This window comes from Rhodococcus sp. 05-2255-3B1, from assembly GCF_002258545.1.
GTDB lineage: Bacteria > Actinomycetota > Actinomycetes > Mycobacteriales > Mycobacteriaceae > Rhodococcoides.
In genome coordinates, this window is the sequence record NZ_NOZC01000030.1 from 1 (window position 1) to 19,964 (window position 19,964).

The window sequence follows — 19,964 nt, forward strand, 5'->3', positions numbered from 1 at the left end:
GACTCGCCACCGACGACCAACGCATCGCCCTGACCATCCGCGACCGATGCTGCGTCATGTGCGGCCGCCCCGCACAGTGGTGCCACGCCCACCACGTGAGGTTCTGGGAACACGGCGGCAGAACCGACCTCAACAACCTCGCGCTGGTCTGCGGCGAATGCCACCGCCTCGTCCACCACGGCCACTGGCAACTGCTCATGGGCGACGACGGACACCCCTACGCCATCCCACCCGAATCCGTCGACCCCACACGCCAACCCATCCCCAGCTACCACCGACGAAAACAACGAGCAGCCTGACGACAGGTCAACCGCGCAGCTCACGCTTGAGCAGTTTTCCGCTCTGATTGCGTGGCAATTCGTCGACGAAGGTGACGGTCTTGGGCACCTTGAACGGCGCTATACGACCTTTCACATAATCGATCAACGCCTGCGACGACAGCGCACTGCCGTCCTTGAGCACGACGACTGCCGTCACCGCTTCGATCCACTTGTCGTCGGGCGTCCCGATCACCGCGACCTCGGCGACCGCCGGATGGGTGTAGATCGCATCCTCCACCTCGCGTGACGCGACGAGAATGCCGCCGGTGTTGATGACGTCCTTGATCCGGTCGACCACGGTGATGAAACCCTCGGCGTCGCGTGTCACCAAGTCACCGGAATGAAACCACCCATCCGAGAACGCATCTGCCGTCGCCTCCGGCTTGTCCCAGTAGCCGTCGCACAGCTGAGGAGAACGATAGAGAATCTCCCCGGGCTCGCCGTCCGGCACGTCGTTGCCGTCGGCATCGACGACACGGGTCTCGACGAAGAACACCGCACGGCCGCACGACGCCGGCCGTGCCTCGTGCTCCTCGGGCTGCAATACCGTTGCCAGTGGACCGATTTCGGACTGCCCGAAACAGTTGTAGAACTCGATGTCCGGGTAGCGCTCACGTAGCCGAGTGAGAACGGTGACAGGCATGATCGACGAACCGTACTGCGCCTTCTTCAGCGACGACAGGTCACGCGTGGCCAGGTCGGGGTGATTGGCGAGCGGAACCCACACCGTCGGGGCCAGGAACAGAGACTTGATCTTCTCCTCTTCGATCCGGCGCAGTATCTCCGGCACGTCCGGCCTGCGCATCAAGCGGACCGTGGCACCCACCGACAGATACGGCAGCATGAACACGTGCATTCCCGCCGAGTGGTACATCGGCATCACGAGCAGTGGATCGTCGTCCTGGGTGAACCCGAGCGCGATGACGCACGAGACGTACTCCGCGACGAGTGCTCCGTGAGACATCATCGCGCCCTTGGGTTTCGACGTCGTTCCGGAGGTGTAGAGCAGCTGAGCGAGGTCGGTCGAGTCGGCGGCGGGTTCGAGTTCGGAGCCGTCGCCGTCCGTGCCCAGTACATCGGGCAGGGAAACCACGTGCTCGATCGTCAGGTCTGCACGAACGGAGTCGAGGGTGGCCGTCAAAGCCGGATCCACGAGAACCACGCGGGAGCCCGACTGATCGAGCAAGTACTGCAATTCATCGCCCACCAGCGCGTAGTTGATCGGAACGTGCACCAATCCGGCTCGCGCGCAGGCGAGAAACGCAACAACGTACGCATCCGAGTTGACGCCGTACGCCGCGACGCGGTCACCCTTGTTCAACCCCAACGCGATCAGTCGTCGGGCGGCGCGGGTGACGGCGGTATCGAGTTCTCCGTAGGTGTGGCTGCGTCCCTCGAATGTCACGGCGAGACGGTCGGGGAATTTCGCGGCCGACCGCCGCAGGACGCCGTCGACGGTGTTCACTCGTGTTCCGCTGCTCATCACCCGACGTTATAGGACGTCCAAGCATCTCGTCCCGTGTTTGGCTGCCCTTACGGTTCGCGCAGCGTCAGCGGGGCATGCGGCAACGTATGACACTCAAGCAAGCACTCGACAGCCTCGAATCGGCATCTTTCCTCGACGGAGCGAGCAACGCGATCAACGACGTCCTCGAGCCCGCACTCGACGACAGCACCGTCGGCGGCGCGCTCCGCGGACAGTGGATCGGCCACCCCATCCACCCGGCTCTGGTCAACGTCACCATCGGCAGCTGGACCAGCGCCGTTGCTCTGGACCTGCTGAATCACCAGTCGAGAGCAAGCAAGCTTGTGATCTCCATCGGGCTCGTGTCCGCGCTGGCCGCCATCGCCACCGGATGGGCCGACTGGTCGACGATGAACACCCGCCAGCGACGAGTCGGGATCATCCACGCGGCCTCCAACGCGACCGGCGTCTTCCTCTTTCTCGGCTCCTACCTACGTCGCCGGAAACAGACCGATGGCATCGCCAAGGCCCTGGCTGCAGCCGGTCTCGCCACAGCGAGCGTCGGCGGTCTCATCGGCGGCCACCTCGCGTACAGCTCGACCGAGCAGAAACCGGCTCCAGCGGGCAAGCACAGCCTTCGCCGCTAGATCAGCAGTTGTTCGGCTCACCGATTTTCACCGCGGACAGCAGAGCATCTCCCTCAGCGATCAGCGTCCCTGCGGGCGGATCCTGCGCCACGACAATCCAGTTCGAGTCGTTGACCTGCATCCGACCTTCGCCGGAGGCATCGGCGCTGCGGGAGTAGAAGACCCCGGCTGCCTGGATCGCATTCTGCGCGGACTGCAAATTCATGCATACGACCGGAGGCATGGCAACGAGGACCGGCGCGGCCGGTTCCGATGTGGACGGCTCGGGCGCAGTGGTGTCCGGAAGGACGATCCTGTCGATCGACGTCGGCGCGATCGTCGGTGGGGTTGCCGTTGCCTCGACGGTCACAGTCCGGACTTCGGTGCGGACTTCGGGCTCGGTGGAGTCCCGCGATCCGCAGCCCGCGAGGACGATCGCCGGGAGGGCGAGCACGATGGCCGACCGCACGCGGAAACGACTACTACTGGTCATGAATACCTTTCGACACGACCGATGGCCTGATGCAATTGGCGCCCATGTGAGATCGCCAGACCGGTAAGTCTGTTACTGCGGAAGCATGAACGGCATTTCCGTACGGCGTACGGTAGACTGCGTCGGCCCCGGACGAACCAGCGTCGGGGGCGGCGAAAGGCGACCTCAGCGCACATGACCCAGGCCCAGCCGACCACCCCAGCCCAGCCATCCAGCAACGAACTGTCCACGATCATCGTTCGCGGAGCACGCGAGAACAATCTCCGCGACGTGGACCTCGACCTGCCCAAGCGCTCGCTCGTCGTCTTCGCGGGCGTCTCCGGGTCGGGGAAGTCGTCACTCGTGTTCGACACCATCGCTGCCGAAGCTCAACGGCAGATCAATTCCACGTTCACCGCGTTCGCCCAGACCTTCCTGCCGTCCTACGGTCGCCCCGACGCCGATCTGATCGCGAACCTGTCGGCAGTCGTGATCGTCGACCAGAAGCGCCTGTTCGGTGGCCCGCGGTCGACGGTCGGCACCATCACCGACATCGGCGACTGGCTGCGCATGCTCTGGTCCCGCGGCGTCACCCCGACGATCGGGTTCGCGAACGCGTTCTCGTTCAACGATCCGGCCGGCATGTGCCTCGAGTGCGAAGGGCTCGGGGAGGCGAAGGTCGTGGACATCGGCGAACTGGTGGACGAGTCGAAGTCCCTGCGCGAGGGGCCGTTCCGGCACCCGGACTTCGAGGTCGGCAAATGGCCGTATCGGGTGTTCGCCGACTCGGGCCTGTTCGATCTCGACGTCCCGATCGAGCAGTACTCCGCCCGCGAGCGCCACATCTTCTTCGACGCCAAGCCCGGCGAGGTCGAAGTGCTGAACCCCGACGCCGTCATGAAGAGCTACGAGGGGATCGTGTCCCGGTTCCGGCGCAGCTACCTGACCAAGGACGCCGATGCCCTCAAGGGCAAGGCCAAGCTCGCGTTCGAGCGCATCGTCACGCGCGGCGTCTGCGAGTCCTGCGGCGGCTCCCGCTACAACGAGGCCATCCGCGGCGCGACCCTCCAGGGCCTGTCTCTGCCCGACGCGTTCGCGATGCAGGTGTCCGAACTCGCCGACCGCATCGACGGGTGGCAGATCAGCGGCTTGGGCACTGTCACCGCCGAAATCGTCACGCAGCTGCGAAGACTCGTCGATCTCGGTCTCGGCTACCTCAGCCTGGACCGGGCGACGTCGTCGCTGTCGGGCGGTGAATCCCAGCGCATCAAGATGGTGCGACACCTCGGCGCCACCCTCAACGACATGCTCTACGTGTTCGACGAGCCGACCACAGGCCTCCACCCCCGCGACGTCCACCGCCTCGACGACATGTTGCTCGCGCTGCGCGACAAGGGCAACACCGTCCTCGTCGTCGAGCACGACCCCGAGGTCATGGCGATCGCCGATCGGATCGTCGAGATCGGCCCGGGCGCCGGAAAAGCCGGTGGCACAGTCGTGTTCGAGGGCACCTACGACGAACTCCGCAACGCCGACACCAGGACCGGTGCCGCGTTGCGACGCGAGGGCGTCGAATTGCGCAATCCCCGTTCCCCTTCGGGTTGGCTGAGCATCACCGGAGCAAACACCCACAATCTGCGCGACGTCAGCGTCGACGTCCCGCTCGGAGTCCTGACCGCCGTCACCGGGGTCGCCGGTTCCGGCAAATCCAGCCTCATCCACGGCCACCTCCGGGAGGCAGCGCCGGACGCCGTCATCATCGACCAGGCACCCATCCGCGGTTCGCGCCGCTCCTCCCCCGCGACGTACACCGGTCTGCTCGACCCGATCCGCGCATACTTCGCCAAGAAGACCGGCCAGCCGCCGTCTCTGTTCTCGCCCAACTCCGACGGCGCCTGCCCCGACTGCCAGGGCAGCGGGGTCATCTTCACCGATCTCGGTTTCACCGACCCGGTGACGAGCACCTGTGAGACGTGCCAGGGCAGGCGTTTTCGGTCGGGTGCGATCCGCCATACCGTCGACGGCGTCAGCATCGCCGACATCTTCGAGATGTCCGTCGAGGACGCGCAGGACTTCTTCGAGGTCAAGAAGATCCGTGACATCCTCCGCCGGTGCCGGGATGTCGGGCTCGGCTACCTCTCGCTCGGCCAGAATCTGTCGTCGCTTTCCGGCGGAGAGCGGCAACGGCTCAAGCTCGCCACCGAACTGGTCGGGTCGTCGCCGGTGCTGGTACTCGACGAGCCGACGACCGGTCTGCACCCGTCGGACGTGTCGAACCTGATTGCGTTGCTGTCCGGAATGGTGGACGAGGGCAGGTCGGTGATCGTCATCGAACACAACCTCGACGTCATCGCCGCGGCCGATTGGGTCATCGACCTCGGCCCCGACGGCGGACACAACGGCGGACTGATCACCTTCACCGGAACCGTCGACGAGTTGGTGGTCTCCGACACCCACACCGGCACGTACCTGGCACGGAGCCTGGGTCGCTGACCGCGACCCGATAGTGTTGGCGCTCCAAGAGGCACCGGAAACACAGGAGTGGCAGTGCAGCGTCGATCGGCACGAATGATCTCAGCCGGGTTCGCGGTCATCGCGCTGGTCGCGACCGGATGCGGCAACACGACCACGGACTCCCCGCCGACCGCTTCCTCCACCACGGCGTCGAGCGGGGAGTTCCCGAGGACGATCGCATCGGGCTCGGACGGCGAGACCGTCACCATCGACGCGATGCCCCGTTCGATCGTTTCTCTGAGCCCGACGGCGACAGAGACCCTGTACGCCGTCGGAGCGGGTGAGCAGGTGGCGGCCGTCGACGATCAGTCGGACTATCCCGCCGATGCCCCGAAGACCGGGCTGTCTGCGTTGACGCCGAGCCTCGAGGCGATCGTCGCGTACGACCCCGATCTGGTGATCACCTCCACCGACCTCGGCCTGGTGACGTCCACCCTGGCCGAGGCAGGCATTCCGACGCTGCTGGTCCCGGCCGCGACGAGCCTCGACGACGCGTACTCGCAGATCGAACAAGTGGCAGACGCGACCGGGCACGACGCCGAAGGTGATGCGGTGGTCGCGCAGATGCGTGACCGCATCGATGCTGCCGTCGCGAGCGTGCCGACACGCGATCAGCCGTTGACGTACTTCCACGAACTCGACGACACCCTGTACACCGTGAGCAGCCAGAGCTTCGTCGGCCAGATCTACGGATTGTTCGGTCTGCAGAGCATCGCCGACGGATCCGGGGCTGGTGATTACCCGCAGCTGTCCGCCGAGTCGGTGATCACCGCCAATCCCGATATCGTGTTCCTCGCCGACGCACAGTGCTGTGGAGTTACAGCCGAATCGGTCGCGGCTCGACCGGGGTGGGGTTCGATGACCGCCGTCCGAGACGGCAGGATTTTCCCGATGGACGAGGACCTGTCGAGTAGATGGGGGCCACGGATCGCGGACCAGGTGGAAGCCGTCGCCGCCGTGGTGCAGCAGATTCCCGAGTGAACTCGGCGGGTGACCGGACACCGCGACCACCCGCCGCGCTCTACACGATGCTGTCGCGGTGCATGGCCTCGATCTCGTCGGCGCTGCACCCTATTTCGGTGAGCACCTGGTCGGTGTCGGCACCGTGCTTGCGGCCGGTGTATCTGATCCGGCCGGGACTGCCGCCCATCCGCCACATGACGTTCTGCATGCGCACGGGGCCGAGGTCGTCGTCCTCGACGGTCGTCACCATCTCGATGGCGTTCACCTGCGGATCGGACAACAGGTCGCTCGGCTTGTAGACGGGAGCGACTGCCGCTCCTGCCTTTTCGAACTCGTCGATCACCACGTCCTTGGTCCGCTTGGCAATCCAGCCGCCGACGTACTCGTCCAGAAGGTCGGCGTGGGCGGCGCGCTGACGCCCGGTGGCGAACCACGGTTCGTCCAGCACCTCGGGGTGACCCACCAGCACCAGCACACGTTCGGCTATCGAGTTGGCGCTCGTGGAGATCGCCAACCAATACCCGTCTGCGGTCTTGTACAGGTTGCGGGGCGCGTTGTTGCTCGACCGGTTCCCTGTTCGCTCCTGATCGATGCCCAGTTGATCGGCATAGATGACGCCCGGCCCGACCGCAGCCATGATGGGGCTCAACAGATCCAGGTCGATCTGCTGCCCCTTGCCGCCGTTGTTGGTGCGGTGCAGTAGAGCCATCGACACGGCCGACGAGCCCGCGATCCCGGCAAGGGAATCGGCCAAGCCGAACGCCGGAAGCGTCGGCGGCCCATCGGCTTCGCCGGTCAGGTGCGCGAAACCACTCATCGATTCGACGAGCGTTCCGAAGGCCGGTCTGGTCGCGTACGGTCCGGTCTGGCCGAAGCCGGTGACACGCAACAGGATCAGACCAGGGTTGAGCTCGGAGAGAACGTCATATCCCAGCCCCCAGCGTTCGAGGGTTCCCGGCCGAAAGTTCTCGACCACCACGTCGGCTTCTGCGGCCAGGCGTCGGAATATGGCTCCGCCTCGGGAGTTTCCGAGATCGAGGGTAACCGTGCGCTTGTTCCGCCCGATCATCGTCCACCACAGCGGGTGACCGTCCTTGTCCAAGCCGTGCCCGCGCATACCGTCGGGCTTGGTGGGGTGCTCGATCTTGATGACCTCTGCCCCGAAGTCGCCGAGGATCTGCGCGACGAGGGGGCCTGCGAGAATCGTCGAGATGTCGAGTACCTTGATGCCCTCCAGTGGCCCCGTCACAGGTACGGGCGGTGCAGGTAGCGGCCGGCGGGCGCACCGGCGACGGCACCGTCGGCGAGTACCCGCTGACCACGGACGAACGTGTCGGTCACCTTGGCACCTAGCTCGAATCCCTCGAATGGTGTGTACTCCTGCGCCGACTCGGAATCCTCCGGACGGACGGTCCAGGTGTGGTCCGGGTCGATCAGGGCGATATCTGCGTCCATCCCGACGGCGATGTCGCCCTTACCCGGTAGGCCGTAGCGTCGGGCCGGGTTGAGCGAAGTGAGCTCGGCGATACGCCGCCAGCTCAGGCCGCGCTTGCGTCCCTCGCTGACCAGCCCTGGAAGCAGATACTCGGCACCCCCGAAGCCGGACTTCGCGGCGAAGATGTCGCCGCGGTCCTCGGCGAACTTCTTCTCGTCCTTGCAGCACGCATGATCGCTGACGACCCAGTCGATGTCACCTGCGAGCAGGTGCTCCCACAGCGCTTCGACGTCGTCGCGCGGACGCAGCGGCGGGTTGACCTTGCCGCCGAGACCGTATGCGGTGTCGATATCGGCCAACAGGTGCCCGATCGTGACCTCACGGCGGAAGTTGACGTGCGGGAACGCCTTTGCCATCCGCATCGCCGCAGTCAACGCCTTGCGCGAGGACAGGTGCAGCAGGTTGATGTTGGGCAGCTGCGTCTCGTCGGCCAGGAACGACGCGATGGTGACGGCGAGGCCCTCCGAGTGCGGTGGCCGTGACGCGCTGTACGCAGCCAGGCCCTCGAGGGTGCCTTCTTCTTCGACGATCTTGGTGTACGCGCTCATGATCTCGGCGGTCTCACAGTGCAGCGACAGCGAGATGTGATCGGCCTTGTCGCCCATCTGCTCTCGGGCAGCCTGGATGCCGCGCATCACGAACTCGAAGTGCGCCAGGTCGTAGCGCTCCCCCTCTGGAGTCATGAGGAATTCGCTCTGATCGGTCGACCGGCCGTGGAGCCCGTGGCTGCCGTAGAACATGAAGATCTTGAACGAGGTGACGCCGTGATCGGCAATCAGCGAGGGGATTTCGTCGATGTGTTCTTTGGACATCGGCGCGAGGTGGTACGCGTAGTCCACGTACGGGCGCCCCTCGGTGGCGTCGAGAACCTTCGGGAACACGTCGGCGTAGGAACCACCCGTGTTCATGTAGTACTGGCCAGTCCGCATGTAGGACAGTGAGGTGGTCACGCCGCCCTGGACACACGCCCGCGACTCGGTCTCGGCATCGTCGCCGAGCGAGTTGTAGATACCCCAGTGCTGGTGTGCGTCCACCACACCGGGGAATGCGACCTTGCCGGCAGCGTCGATGACGGTCTCTGCGGATCCTGCATCGATGTTCGCCTCGATACGGGTGAACTTGCCGTCTTCGATCAGCAGATCCAGAAACTCACCCTCGTCGGGGGCGTCGGATCCTGGCCGAACTACGCGCGCATTGGTGATCAAAAGCGTTGACATGATGGTCCTTTCGAATTTCTTCACTAGAGTTCGTTGGTTCTGAGTGAGCTTGCCGCGAGGTAGGCCAGTCCGAGTGCCGGGAGCAATCCGTTACCGGCGAGGTACCCGGCAGCACCGTGGCCGGAGATGCCCATCGCGGCACCGCCCGAGGCGAACAGGCCGGTGATCGCCGAGCCGTCGGTTCGTAGAACACGTGCGTTCTCGTCCACGACGAGCCCGCCCTGCGTATGGAACAAGGCGGGCACGATCTTGATGGCTGCATACGGACCGGTGAGCGTGTGCCCGAATGAGCTGCGGCCGAACGGATCCGAGGCCTCTCCCGAGGCATACCTTTGCACAGCGGTGAGTTCCTCCACCACCGCCGCAGGTGGGAGCCCCGTTGCGGCCGCCAGGCCGTCCATATCGTCGGCCCATACTGCCGCACCCGAGTCGACGGTCTGTTGGAAGTCTTTGAACGACAAGCACTTGTCGTAGATCGACCGGTCGATGACGACCCAGCCCTCGGATCCGGGTCTGGCGGCCAGAATGGCCGCATACTCCGAGTAACCTGTCGTCTCGTCACCGAACCGGCGTCCGGAGGTGTCGAGCACGATGCCGCCGTGCATCACCGTCGCCCATCCGACGAGCGTCGTGGCCTGCTTGGACAGTGCAGCATGCCCCTGGTAGGCATCGAGATACGCCGACTCGGCACCGAGACGACGGCCGATGGTGAGCGCATCGCCCGCGGAGTGCTCGCTGCCGTGATACCTCGCAGCGGCGATCTCCGGTACGTGCTCCGCCACCATGGCCGCGTTGGCACCGTAGCCGTTGGTGGCCAACAGAACTGCACGGGTAGGAACGACGTCGACGCTGCCGTCGGGCATCGTGATCGTCACTCCGTCGACAACCCCGTCGGAATCGACTGACACGTCGGTCAGTCGCGCGGGTGTCAACATATCGATGCGCGGCTCGTCGGCGACCGCTCGCGCGAGGTGCTCGAGCATCCCACTACCGTGGCGGCCTTCGACTGTGTGACAACGCAATTGCGAGTGCCCCGGGTACGAGAAGTCGGTCACGAGAGAGAGCGGCAGTCGGACGTGATCGGCGAGCCACTCGACCAAAGTGGCACTGACTTCGGCGAGCGCCGACGCCAGCCGATGGTCTGCACTGCCTTTCGTCTTGCGCATCACGTCGTCGAGGAACTGCTGCGGCGAGTCCTCGATTCCGGCCTCTCGCTGCCATCGTGACCCCGCGCCGGGAATCATCGCGGTCGACATCGCGGTGTTGTTGCCTCGCTTGAAGTGCGCACTGGCCTCGACGACCAGCACGTCGAGGCCGAGCTCGGCGGCGCGGAGCGCAGCAACGAGGCCGCCGCCCGCGCCGGCCACGATCAGGTCCGGGCCGTCCTCGCTCACGCGGACACCTGCAGTTCGGATCGCAGACCCAGTAGCCGTAGCGCAGTGGCGGTCGGGTCCACCACTTGCGGCGACGCGGGTGGATCGACGAGATCGACGGCCGAGCACGCATTGATTGCGATGGTGCACCGGAGCTTCCTCGCGTGCTCCGAGACCGCTCTCCCCCAGGCCCGGGTGTCGGCGATATCGTGCACACCGAGCCCGAGTACCTGGGTTGCCTCGGCGACGACCCCGTAGAACGCGAGCCGGCGATCCATCTCCGCAGCGATCACATCGTTGCGGGCGAGCGCGCCGATTCGATGCCCCTGGGACGCGTAGAACGATGCCGTCAGCCGGGTCAGGCCGTAGAGGGGCCGGATGAACGAGTCCGCCTCTTCGGCACAGGGATCGAGCACGCAGTCGGGCAGAAACCCATCCGCTTCCGTGTCGTGCACAGACCGAAATGCAGCAGACAGCACCTCCTCCGACCGTCTGACGTCACGTTCGGTGTCCAGTGCGCTCGGCGCGTCGGACCCGATGTTGCGGAGCTCGACGGTGATCCCTGCGGGAGAAAGGTGGTCGTACCGACCCTGGCGCCGCTGCAATTCTGCCGCGTCGACGTCGATCGGGGTGAAGGCCAAGAGATGCATGTGAAGTGAACTCCTAAATACCGAGGTAGGCAGCTTTGACCCGCTCGTCGTGTGCCAATTCGGATCCGGTGCCGGTCAACACGATCGATCCGCTCTCGATGACGTAAGCGCGATCGGAGATCGCGAGTGCCTGTGCGGCGTTCTGTTCGACGATCAGCACGGTCACGCCCGAATCACGGATTCGCACGATAGCGTCGAGCACTTGAGCAGCGAGCTTGGGAGCGAGCCCGACCGACGGTTCGTCCAGCGTCAGAACTCGCGGCTTCGACATCATCGCGCGACCGATGGCGAGCATCTGCTGCTGACCGCCGGACATGGTGTCGGCCCGCTGTTCTCGTCGTTCGGCGAGAATCGGGAACAGTGCGTAGACCTGGTCGAGGGATTCCTTGACGCCGCTGCGCTTCTGGGTGTACGCACCCATCTCCAGGTTGTCGGCGACGGTGAGACTGCCGAACAGAGCTCGGTCCTGTGCGACGTGCACGAGTCCTGCCCGGACGATTCGATCCGCCCGCATTCCGTGAATGGCGTTGCCGTCCAGCATGATCGTACCGCCGGAGGTGGAGACCATACCGGACAGTGCGCGCAGCGTCGTCGTCTTGCCTGCCCCGTTGGCACCGATCAAAGAGACTATCTCGTGTCGGTCGACCGCGAGGTTCAGCCCGTGCAGGATTTCCAGACGACGGTATCCGGCGTGCAGGTTGTCGATCTCGAGCATCATGCTGTTTTCTCCTCACCGAGGTACGCCTCGACGACACGGTCGTCGGCAACCACCGTGCGTGGGTCACCCGAGGTGAGCACGGCACCTTCGTGCATGACCACCAGGCGCTCGGACAGGGCCATCACCGCGGCCATGATGTGCTCGACGAACAGCACCGTCTGGCCCTCCTGGTGCACTGTGCGCAGCAGTTCGATCATCGGTGCACGCTCGGCTGGGACCAGCCCGGCGAGAACCTCGTCGAGGAGCACGACGCGCGGCTCCATGGCCAGTGCGCGCGCGAGCTCGAGTCTCTTCAATCCCGCGGTCGACATGGCCGAGACCTTGCCGCCGACCTGATCGGACAACTGCACACGATCGAGAACATCGAGGGCATGACGCCGCGCATCCCTGCGTGACTTGCGCTTCGACAACGCGGCGATGGTGACGTTCTCCAACACCGACATCGACTCGAACGGGCGCATCAGTTGGAACGTGCGGACCAGTCCGGCGCGCGCTATCTTGCTGGCCGGCCAACCCGTGATGTCGGTACCGTCGAAGATCACTCGGCCCGTGGTCGGTGGCTGTTCACCCGACAACAAGGAGAACAAGGTCGTCTTACCTGCCCCGTTGGGGCCGATGATCCCGAGGAATTCGTGCTCGGGCACATCGAGGCTGACATCGCGCACCGCATGGATACCCGAGAACGACTTGCTCAGGTTCTCGATGCTCAACAGGCTCATCGGTTCCACCTCTCACGGATCGTGCCGAAGATTCCCTTGGGTAGGAAGATCACGATCGCGATCAGAATCACCGAGTACGCGGCAACGTCCAATCCGATTGTTCCCTGCAGGAATTCGAGGAAGGCGGGTGGGTTTCGTAGCAGTTCGTTGATCAACTCGGACAGCGGCCCGATCACCGCAGCACCGATGACCGGTCCCCAGATCGTGCCGATGCCACCGATGACGGCCGGAACGATCGCTTCGACGGAGACCGCCGAACCGAAGGCCTGCTCCGGTCCGACGAAGAAGTAGTACTGCGTGTAATAGACACCTGCGACGGCGGTCAGCGCACAACTCGCCGCTACAGCGATCAACCGGTACTTCATCGTGTCGATACCGAGTGAGGCTGCGGCGGTTTCGTCGTCGCGGGTGGCTTGGACGAACTGCCCGGCCCGCGAACGGGTGTAGAAGATCGTGCCGAGAACGGCGAGGGCCAGAATGACGAGTGGAATCCAGACGTAGTTGGGGCTGCCCTTTTCGAACTGCAGCATCCACCACGAATCCCGTGGCAGGATCGGCACGTTGAATCCCTCGGTCTTGTTGAAGACTTCGAGGTTCTGCACCAGCAGCAGGAACATCTGCGCGAAGGCGAATGTGGCCAATGCGAAGTAGGACCCGGCCAATCGGTAGCGCAGACACAGGTAGGCGATGAGCGTTCCCACCACCGCCGAGATGATCGCCGCGAGGATCATCGAGATCCACGGCGAGACGCCGCGTTCGACCAAGAGATACGCACCGGTATAGGCACCGATTCCGAAGAAGGCGGCGTGGCCGAAACTGAACATGCCACCGAACCCGCTCATGATGTTCCACGCCACGGCCATCACGGCGAAGATCAGCGTGCGAACGGCAACGGTCTGTGCCTGCTCACCGAGCATCAGCGGCAATGCCGCAACCACGACGAAACCGATGGCGAGCGTGATCAATTGGCGTCGGAGCCAGGTGTCCTTCAACCGTGGATCGTGCTGCACCGGAGTGGGTGCGCTTGTTGTCGTTGTCATCGGCGAGCTCCGTACAATCCTTCGGGCTTGAGAAACAGGACGAGGACGAACACCGCGAAGACGAGGATCAGCGAGCCTGTTCCCGGTAGATACAGCGCACCGACGGTCTGCACGAGGCCGATGACGAGGCCACCGACCATCGCTCCCACGACACTTCCGAGTCCACCGAGAACCACGATGACGAACGCCAGGATGGTGAACTGTTCTCCGACCGACGGCGTGAGACTGGTGAACGGTGTCATCAACCCGCCGGCGACGGCGACGCACGCGGCACCGATACCGAAGGTGAGCGCATAGACCCTGCCGATGTCGACGCCCACGAGTTTCGCGCCTTCGGAGTTGGATGCGACTGCGCGAATGGACAATCCGAGCGGCGTCCGCTTCAGCACCGCGCTGAGCGCGACGGCGACCAGAGCGGCACCGATGAACGCCACCACGCGCGGCCACGACGCCACCGCACCGAGAACGTCGAGGGAACCGTCGATCGGTGCCTGGACCGATTGTGGTCGCCCGCCGAAGATCATCAGCAGCACGTTGATGATGAGCAGAGACAGGCCGAGGGTGACGAGCAAAGGGCCGTCGTGGCTGCCACTGATGGTCAGCTTCGTCAGCAGAGTTGCCTGAACGACCATGCCGAACAGGAACATCACCGGAACTGCCAGCAGCGTCGCGACGTAGACCGGCAACCCGGCAGTGGATAGCGCGTACACGATGTACATCGCCATCGTCAGCATCGCGCCCTGAGCGAAGTTCACGATGCCGAGAACGCCGAAGATGAGCGTCAGTCCGACCGAGATCAGTGCGTACACGCCGCCGAGCAGAAGCCCGGAGACGACCGACTGCGTGACCAAGCCCTTATCTTTACCACCGACGAGGTAGATCACCGCCATGATGACGACGATCGCTGCTGCGACCGGGATGCCGGGGTCGATCCCGGCCAGACCTCGCTTACCCGTCTTCTCCGCAGTCGAGGTAGCCGCCGTCACTGGCCGGCTCCCACGGGGAATTCGATTGCGTCCGTTGCGAACTCCCCGGGAAAGACCTGTGCGATTGCACCGTCGCGGACCTGCATGACAATGACGGTTGCGTTCTTGTTCTGCCCGGTCTCGTCGAATTCGATCGGTCCGCTGAACGCGAGGAGCGGGTCGTCGATCGAGACGCCGGAAATCGCCTCGCGCAGATCTTCCGGGTCACTGGAGGCTCCGTCGTTGAGGCCCGCCGCGATGACCTCGACCGCCTGGTAGGACAGCATCGCTGCCGTCTCCATCGGGCGTCCGTACTGGGCCTCGAACCGCGTACGAATGTCGGTAACGCGGTCGCTGGTGGCGTCGAAGTGGTAGTTGGCGCTCAACACACCGTCGCCGGCCGCGCCTGCGTCGCCGGGAAAAGAGCTGTCGTCGAAAGCGCCGTTGGCAATTCCGTAGACACCCTTGACGTTCAGATTCAGCTGCTCGACGGCGCGGGCGATCAACAGACCGTCCGGGTAGTAGCCGGTGGCGACTATGACGTCGGGGTTGGATACTGCAGCCTCACGCACCTGTGTGGTGGCGTCGGAGAAATTCGTTGCGGGATAGGTGATTTCCTGCACCGACGAGATTCCCTGGTTCGCAGCCTCGGCCTCGAATGCGTTGAAGACACTGTCGCCGAACGATCCTTCGATGTGCAGGTAGGAGACTCGATCGATGGCCTGACCGGTCTGCTCTTCGATCGCGGCGAGCGCCTTTGCACCGTCGGTTCCCATGCTGGAGGCGTTCGGCTGCATGCGGAAGGAGTACTGGTACCCCTGGTCCAGGATCTTGTCGTCCACGGCCACGTCGATCACAAGCGGTACCCGCGATCGTTCGGCGACAGAGGCGACATTCTGAGTGACGTCGCTCTGGTACGTGCCGATGAGCGACACCGCGCCGTCGTCGATCAGTCGCTGCGCCTCGCTCTGTCCGACCTCTGCTTTGCCCTGGCTGTCACCCGATACCAACTCCAGTTGCCGACCGTCGAGGGACGAAATGCCGCCTGCTGCATTGATATCGGCCACCGCCAGTGCAGCACCGTCGTTCATCAGACCGCCCACACCTGCCAGCGCTCCGGTGGTGGGATGAACCGATCCGATCTTGATGGGGCCGGAGTCGTCCGAACCGGTGGACGAACCACACGCTGCAGCACCCACGACGGCAACGGCCGTCAGCACACCTACGAGCTTCTTCATTGTCGAATCTGCCTTCCGCGCCTACCGGCGCCGAGTCGAACCACTGGGCGGAACCAACCGTTCCGCTGAGCGCACCATCAGATTGATGATTGATCTCGCTGGGATCGAGTATGGCACGCATCACGGGCTCAGAACAGGCTCTTCCGTCAAATTCTTGTTACGGGTATGGTTCGCTCAGCGGAACGCATGCACATCCGAAAGGTGGCACTTATGGTCAGCAGGCCAGTACTGGAGACATCGACCGGCACCGAGTCGGCCGATCGTGTCGCCGACGTGCTCATCGCATTCGCCCAATCCGATCGCGCACTCGGCGTATCGGAAATCGCTCGAACGCTTGAGCTGAGCAAGGCTGTGGTGCACCGCATTCTGCAATCGCTCGCATCGCGGTCGATCGTGCAGCCCGTCGCGGGCGAGTCGACGTATTCCCTCGGTCCCGCCGCGATCGGACTCGGAACCAAGGCCTGGAGCCAACTCGACGTGCGGTCCATCGCCGCTCCGGTATTGCGTGCGCTCCGTGCGAACACACGTGAAACTGCCACGCTGTCGGTACTCGTCGGGCACCGCCGCGTCTATCTCGATCAGTACGAGAGCCCGCAGGAAGTGAAGATGGTCGTCGAAATCGGCCCGCAGTACGCATTGCACTCGGGAGCGTCGAGCCGAGCGATCCTGGCGTTCCTCCCCGACCGATTCGCGGAGGAAGCCTTCCAGGAACTCCGCAGCACCACCCCTGACGCCGACGAGACCCGCTTCCGCGCTCGCCTCGACGACATCCGCACCAACGGGTACGCGACCTCGACGAACGAGCGCAATACCGGTGCAGCATCGATCGCCGCTCCCTTCTTCGACGCCGCGGGCCACGTCCTCGGTTCGGTCAGCTCGTCCGGTCCGGCCTTTCGCTACTCCTCCTCAGCGGACGACGAGCACATCGTCCACGCCGGCCAGGTCGTCGCCGCGGCTCGATCGATCACCACCATCCTGGAAGCGCGAGCAGCCCGATGATCCCTACATCCGCCCGATCGTTCCTCTACGTCCCCGCGAACAAGCCGCAGCTGTTCGACAAGGCGGTGCGCGGAGAGACCGACGCGGTGATCATCGATTTGGAGGACGCAGTTCCGCTGCCGGACAAGGACCGAGCGCGCAACGAGGTCGCACAGTGGTTGGCGTCGAGGTCATCCACCGACACCCAGATCTGGATTCGGGTCACCCCTGAGTTCATGACGCAGGATCTCGAGGCCGTCGCCGGAACCGGAGTCACCGGCATCATGGTGGCGAAGTGTTCGACCGAGTCCCTGACACGTGCGGACCGATTCCTCGACATGCGCAATCTCCCCGACATCGAGCTGATCGGCCTCATCGAAACAGCTCACTCCTTGCGCGCTGTGCCGGAGATGGCTCGATGCAACAGGGTTCGAACCTTCGGGGTCGGCGAGGTCGACCTCCTCGCCGACCTGCGGATCACACGATCGGAGCACACCGAATCGATGATCGACGCCATTCGGTTGAACGTCGTGATCGACTGCGCTGCAGCGGGATTGGCCGCACCGATCGCTCCGACGTCGACCGACTTCCGTGATCTGGACGGATTCGTCACCACCACAGCACGTTTCGTGCAGATGGGTTTCCGCGGCCGGACGGCATTGCACCCGAGCCAGGTTCCGATCATCAATGCCGCACTCACGCCGTCGACGGACGACGTGGCTGCAGCCCGTCGACTGGTGGAACTGTACGACGTGGCCCAGGGTGGTCCGACCGTCGACGACAACGGCAGATTCGTCGACGAAGCAGTGGTACGGGGCGCGCGGGAAACCCTCGCCCGGGCCTGAGCCGGTCGCACTGCAGCTCGGGCACCGCCATACGAGTGGACGGTGCCCGAGGACTGTCCTATTGCTGCGTGGTCGATTTCAGATCGGTCAACGGAGCAAGCAGTGTTCCGATGTCGGTCAGGTCCCCGAGCCGATCGCATCGACCGGCCAATTCTTTCAGTTCGACGTCGGAGAGGAACGGCCCGGCATTGCTGGTGAACTTGGTCGAGACCTCACCGAACGACAGCGGCCGTTCTGGTCCTCCGCGCGTGGTCAACACCTCTTCGACCACGACCGTTCCGTCGGTCAGTGTTGCGGTCAGCACCGCCGGGAACTGATGGGGGAAAACGGCATCACACCGGGCATCCGGCACCACGTCGACCTTGGCCATCAGCGCACGTCGATCCGCCGACTTCGCCAACTCGTCCGTGTAGTCCTCGAGCGCGGCACCGATTCCTCCCCCGCCCAGCAGCCCGACCACAACCGCGTAGGGGCCGCTGAACTGAGCCATGTATCCGGTCTCGGGCGTGCGCTTGACGTCGATGGGTTCGCCGATCGTCCGCAGGTTCGCCGCAGGTACCCCCAGCTCCAGCTTCTCGATCTGCTCCGGACCGATTCCACGCGCGCGAAGGGCTCCTCCCGCGTCGATCGCAGCATGGGTGAAGTGATTGGCCGGGTACGGCTTGAAGAAGATTCCGGGAACAGCCCACTCGGAGCCGAGGCCGTTCAGGATTTCGTCGGCTCGGCCCGGTTCGTGCAACCAGGCCTGGAAGAAGCCGAACCGTCCTTCCAGGACGGTCGGCGGTCCCGTGATCCCGTGTCGCGCAAGCCCGGCTGCAGACAGAGCGGAGTGCGCCGCCCATCCGCAGTGCATACGCTTGACCGTTCCGCCGGTGCGGTTGGCCTCGATGATGCCCGACGCCATCGAGGCCGCGATACCCATCGTGTCGACGATCTGTTCCTCGGATGCACCACCGATGACGGCTGCAGCCACGGCGCTGCCCATGGCACCGCAGATCGAGGTGGCGTGTTGACCGTGCTCGAAGAACACCGAATTCTTGGTCTCCGGATCGAACCCCGCCATTCCGATTCGCACACACACTTCCAGCCCGATCGCGATGCCACGCACGAGTTCTCGGCCGTCGGCTCCGTGCTCTTGAGCGGCCGCGAGTGCCGCAGGCACCACGCTGGCACTCGGGTGCAGGATCGACGGCAGATGGGTGTCGTCGAAATCGAGCGAGTGCGCGAGCACGCCGTTGACGAAGGCGGCCATGGCAGGCGGGAGTGCAACATCGAGTCCGACGGCGGACGCCGTTGCCGACCCACCTTGTTCTCGTGCCCACGCGGTCGCGGCCCGACTGGTATCGAGGTCGGTGGCAGCCACTGCAATTCCGAGTGTGTCCAGTACTCGCATCCCCACCGAGGCGACGACTGCTTCGGGGAGATCGTGGTAGCGGGTGGTCGCGGCGAAATGCGCTATGTGCTGCGCGAGTGTGCGTTCGGTCATGCGGACCTCACCGCCAACGGCCGGACCGGCGAACCCGTTGCGCCGAAAATGTTCAGCGGCACGAGGAGGAACGTGAACTCGAAGAGTTCCTGCTGCGAGAGCTCTTCGAGGTCGAGCGCCTCGATGATGTAAATTCCGCTCTCCACCAAGAGAACTCGATGCGCAGGTAGCAGACCGTGGCCACTGCCGGGAGCGAGCCGCTCGAACGCGATCGTGTCGGCACCTGCAGCGTGTACGCCTCTGTCCGCCAGCCACTGCGCGCCTGCTTCTCCGACTCCGGGAACACCGGACGGTCCGCCGACGTAGGGCAGCCCTTCGGCGAACAACTGCCCCCAGCCGCTGCGAATCAAGACGACATCGCCGGCCCCGATCTCGACACCCTCTGCTGCACATGCCGATTCGAGATCGTCGACGGTGATCTCGTATCCACCCTCGCAGCGGCCGACACCGAGGAGCCTCGGAATGTCCAGCAGCACACCGCGGCGGATCATGGGCTCGATGGTGTGTACTCCGTGTTCGACGTATTTCCCACCGAGGCAGGACTGACCTGCGTCGGCCCCGCCGTGCAGTTTCCCGTCCTGGCTGACGTGAGCAAGAGCGTCGATATGGGTACCCACATGCGTTCCGGTGGTGATCATGTCGTTCGCGGCACTGCCGCCATCCGCTCGGGTCATGTCACCGTGCCTGCGCGGCAACGTGTGCCAGAACTGCGGATGATTGGGTGACTGCGGCATGCCGACCCTCAGTTGCCTACCGAGATCGACTGCGTGCACGCCCCCCTGGACGGCACGAAGAAGTTGATCGGACATTGCTTCATCTCCTCGTTCGACGCTGAGCAGTCACCTCACACCAGCGTAATGTCGTTTCGCTAGCCGGAACG

General features: G+C 64.5%; 19 protein-coding genes. 6 read left to right on the forward strand and 13 right to left on the reverse strand.

Annotated elements, in window-relative coordinates:
• On the forward strand, window positions 1-299 hold a 299-nt coding region (locus tag CH249_RS17110; RefSeq protein ID WP_143544536.1), incomplete at its 5' end, for an HNH endonuclease signature motif containing protein.
• 7 nt (window positions 300-306) lie between these two features.
• On the opposite strand, the gene CH249_RS17115 is transcribed toward CH249_RS17110, so the two are convergent.
• Window positions 307-1,803, reverse strand: coding sequence for an acyl-CoA synthetase (locus CH249_RS17115; protein ID WP_094629314.1), 1,497 nt, complete (start codon window positions 1,801-1,803; stop codon window positions 307-309).
• Between the two features lie 89 nt (window positions 1,804-1,892).
• Here CH249_RS17115 and CH249_RS17120 point away from each other — a divergent pair, with 89 nt between their 5' ends.
• Entirely contained in the window at window positions 1,893-2,432 is a 540-nt protein-coding gene (locus tag CH249_RS17120) for a DUF2231 domain-containing protein (protein WP_094682018.1), read from the forward strand.
• 1 nt (window position 2,433) lies between these two features.
• On the opposite strand, the gene CH249_RS28510 is transcribed toward CH249_RS17120, so the two are convergent.
• Entirely contained in the window at window positions 2,434-2,904 is a 471-nt protein-coding gene (locus tag CH249_RS28510; protein ID WP_256988359.1) for a PASTA domain-containing protein, read from the reverse strand.
• A gap of 174 nt (window positions 2,905-3,078) precedes the next feature.
• Here CH249_RS28510 and CH249_RS17130 point away from each other — a divergent pair, with 174 nt between their 5' ends.
• Together CH249_RS17130 and CH249_RS17135 are read left to right on the forward strand one after the other, a co-directional pair.
• Entirely contained in the window at window positions 3,079-5,376 is a 2,298-nt protein-coding gene (locus CH249_RS17130) for an excinuclease ABC subunit UvrA (RefSeq protein WP_094682017.1), read from the forward strand.
• 75 nt (window positions 5,377-5,451) lie between these two features.
• On the forward strand, window positions 5,452-6,378 hold the full coding sequence (locus CH249_RS17135) for an ABC transporter substrate-binding protein (protein ID WP_094682016.1): 927 nt from the start codon (window positions 5,452-5,454) through the stop codon (window positions 6,376-6,378).
• 40 nt (window positions 6,379-6,418) lie between these two features.
• On the opposite strand, the gene CH249_RS17140 is transcribed toward CH249_RS17135, so the two are convergent.
• From CH249_RS17140 to CH249_RS17180, 9 genes are read right to left on the reverse strand one after another with little or no spacing between them, the layout of a single operon-like run.
• A complete protein-coding gene (locus CH249_RS17140; RefSeq protein ID WP_094658080.1) occupies window positions 6,419-7,609 on the reverse strand; it encodes a CaiB/BaiF CoA-transferase family protein in 1,191 nt (396 codons plus the stop codon).
• Complete coding sequence (locus CH249_RS17145; protein ID WP_094629347.1) at window positions 7,606-9,072, reverse strand: dihydroorotase family protein; 1,467 nt, start codon at window positions 9,070-9,072, stop codon at window positions 7,606-7,608. Before CH249_RS17145 ends, CH249_RS17140 begins: the two co-directional genes overlap by 4 nt.
• Before the next feature lie 23 nt (window positions 9,073-9,095).
• Window positions 9,096-10,466: an FAD-binding protein gene (locus tag CH249_RS17150; protein WP_094682015.1), complete on the reverse strand. Its 1,371-nt coding sequence runs from the start codon at window positions 10,464-10,466 to the stop codon at window positions 9,096-9,098.
• Window positions 10,463-11,095 carry a hypothetical protein gene (locus CH249_RS17155; RefSeq protein ID WP_094629320.1) on the reverse strand — a complete coding sequence of 211 codons (633 nt, stop codon included), beginning with the start codon at window positions 11,093-11,095 and terminating at the stop codon, window positions 10,463-10,465. The genes CH249_RS17150 and CH249_RS17155 overlap by 4 nt, the downstream gene beginning before the upstream one ends.
• Window positions 11,096-11,108: 13 nt before the next feature.
• Window positions 11,109-11,813: an ABC transporter ATP-binding protein gene (locus CH249_RS17160; RefSeq protein ID WP_032394949.1), complete on the reverse strand. Its 705-nt coding sequence runs from the start codon at window positions 11,811-11,813 to the stop codon at window positions 11,109-11,111.
• Window positions 11,810-12,532 (reverse strand): ABC transporter ATP-binding protein, encoded by a 723-nt coding sequence (locus CH249_RS17165; protein ID WP_032395095.1) that lies wholly within the window; start codon window positions 12,530-12,532, stop codon window positions 11,810-11,812. Before CH249_RS17165 ends, CH249_RS17160 begins: the two co-directional genes overlap by 4 nt.
• Window positions 12,529-13,572: a branched-chain amino acid ABC transporter permease gene (locus tag CH249_RS17170; RefSeq protein ID WP_052049407.1), complete on the reverse strand. Its 1,044-nt coding sequence runs from the start codon at window positions 13,570-13,572 to the stop codon at window positions 12,529-12,531. Before CH249_RS17170 ends, CH249_RS17165 begins: the two co-directional genes overlap by 4 nt.
• A complete protein-coding gene (locus tag CH249_RS17175) occupies window positions 13,569-14,558 on the reverse strand; it encodes a branched-chain amino acid ABC transporter permease (protein ID WP_094682014.1) in 990 nt (329 codons plus the stop codon). Before CH249_RS17175 ends, CH249_RS17170 begins: the two co-directional genes overlap by 4 nt.
• Window positions 14,555-15,775, reverse strand: coding sequence for an ABC transporter substrate-binding protein (locus CH249_RS17180; RefSeq protein WP_094682013.1), 1,221 nt, complete (start codon window positions 15,773-15,775; stop codon window positions 14,555-14,557). Before CH249_RS17180 ends, CH249_RS17175 begins: the two co-directional genes overlap by 4 nt.
• A gap of 210 nt (window positions 15,776-15,985) precedes the next feature.
• Here CH249_RS17180 and CH249_RS17185 point away from each other — a divergent pair, with 210 nt between their 5' ends.
• The gene (locus tag CH249_RS17185; RefSeq protein ID WP_179273071.1) at window positions 15,986-16,774 is read left to right on the forward strand and encodes an IclR family transcriptional regulator; all 789 of its coding nucleotides are present in this window, start codon (window positions 15,986-15,988) and stop codon (window positions 16,772-16,774) included.
• Window positions 16,771-17,598, forward strand: a complete 828-nt coding sequence (locus CH249_RS17190; protein ID WP_094682012.1) for a CoA ester lyase — start codon at window positions 16,771-16,773, stop codon at window positions 17,596-17,598. The genes CH249_RS17185 and CH249_RS17190 overlap by 4 nt, the downstream gene beginning before the upstream one ends.
• Before the next feature lie 58 nt (window positions 17,599-17,656).
• On the opposite strand, the gene CH249_RS17195 is transcribed toward CH249_RS17190, so the two are convergent.
• A complete protein-coding gene (locus CH249_RS17195; protein WP_094682011.1) occupies window positions 17,657-19,084 on the reverse strand; it encodes an MmgE/PrpD family protein in 1,428 nt (475 codons plus the stop codon).
• Complete coding sequence (locus CH249_RS17200) at window positions 19,081-19,893, reverse strand: cyclase family protein (RefSeq protein WP_045199325.1); 813 nt, start codon at window positions 19,891-19,893, stop codon at window positions 19,081-19,083. The genes CH249_RS17195 and CH249_RS17200 overlap by 4 nt, the downstream gene beginning before the upstream one ends.
• Window positions 19,894-19,964: the final 71 nt, after the last annotated feature.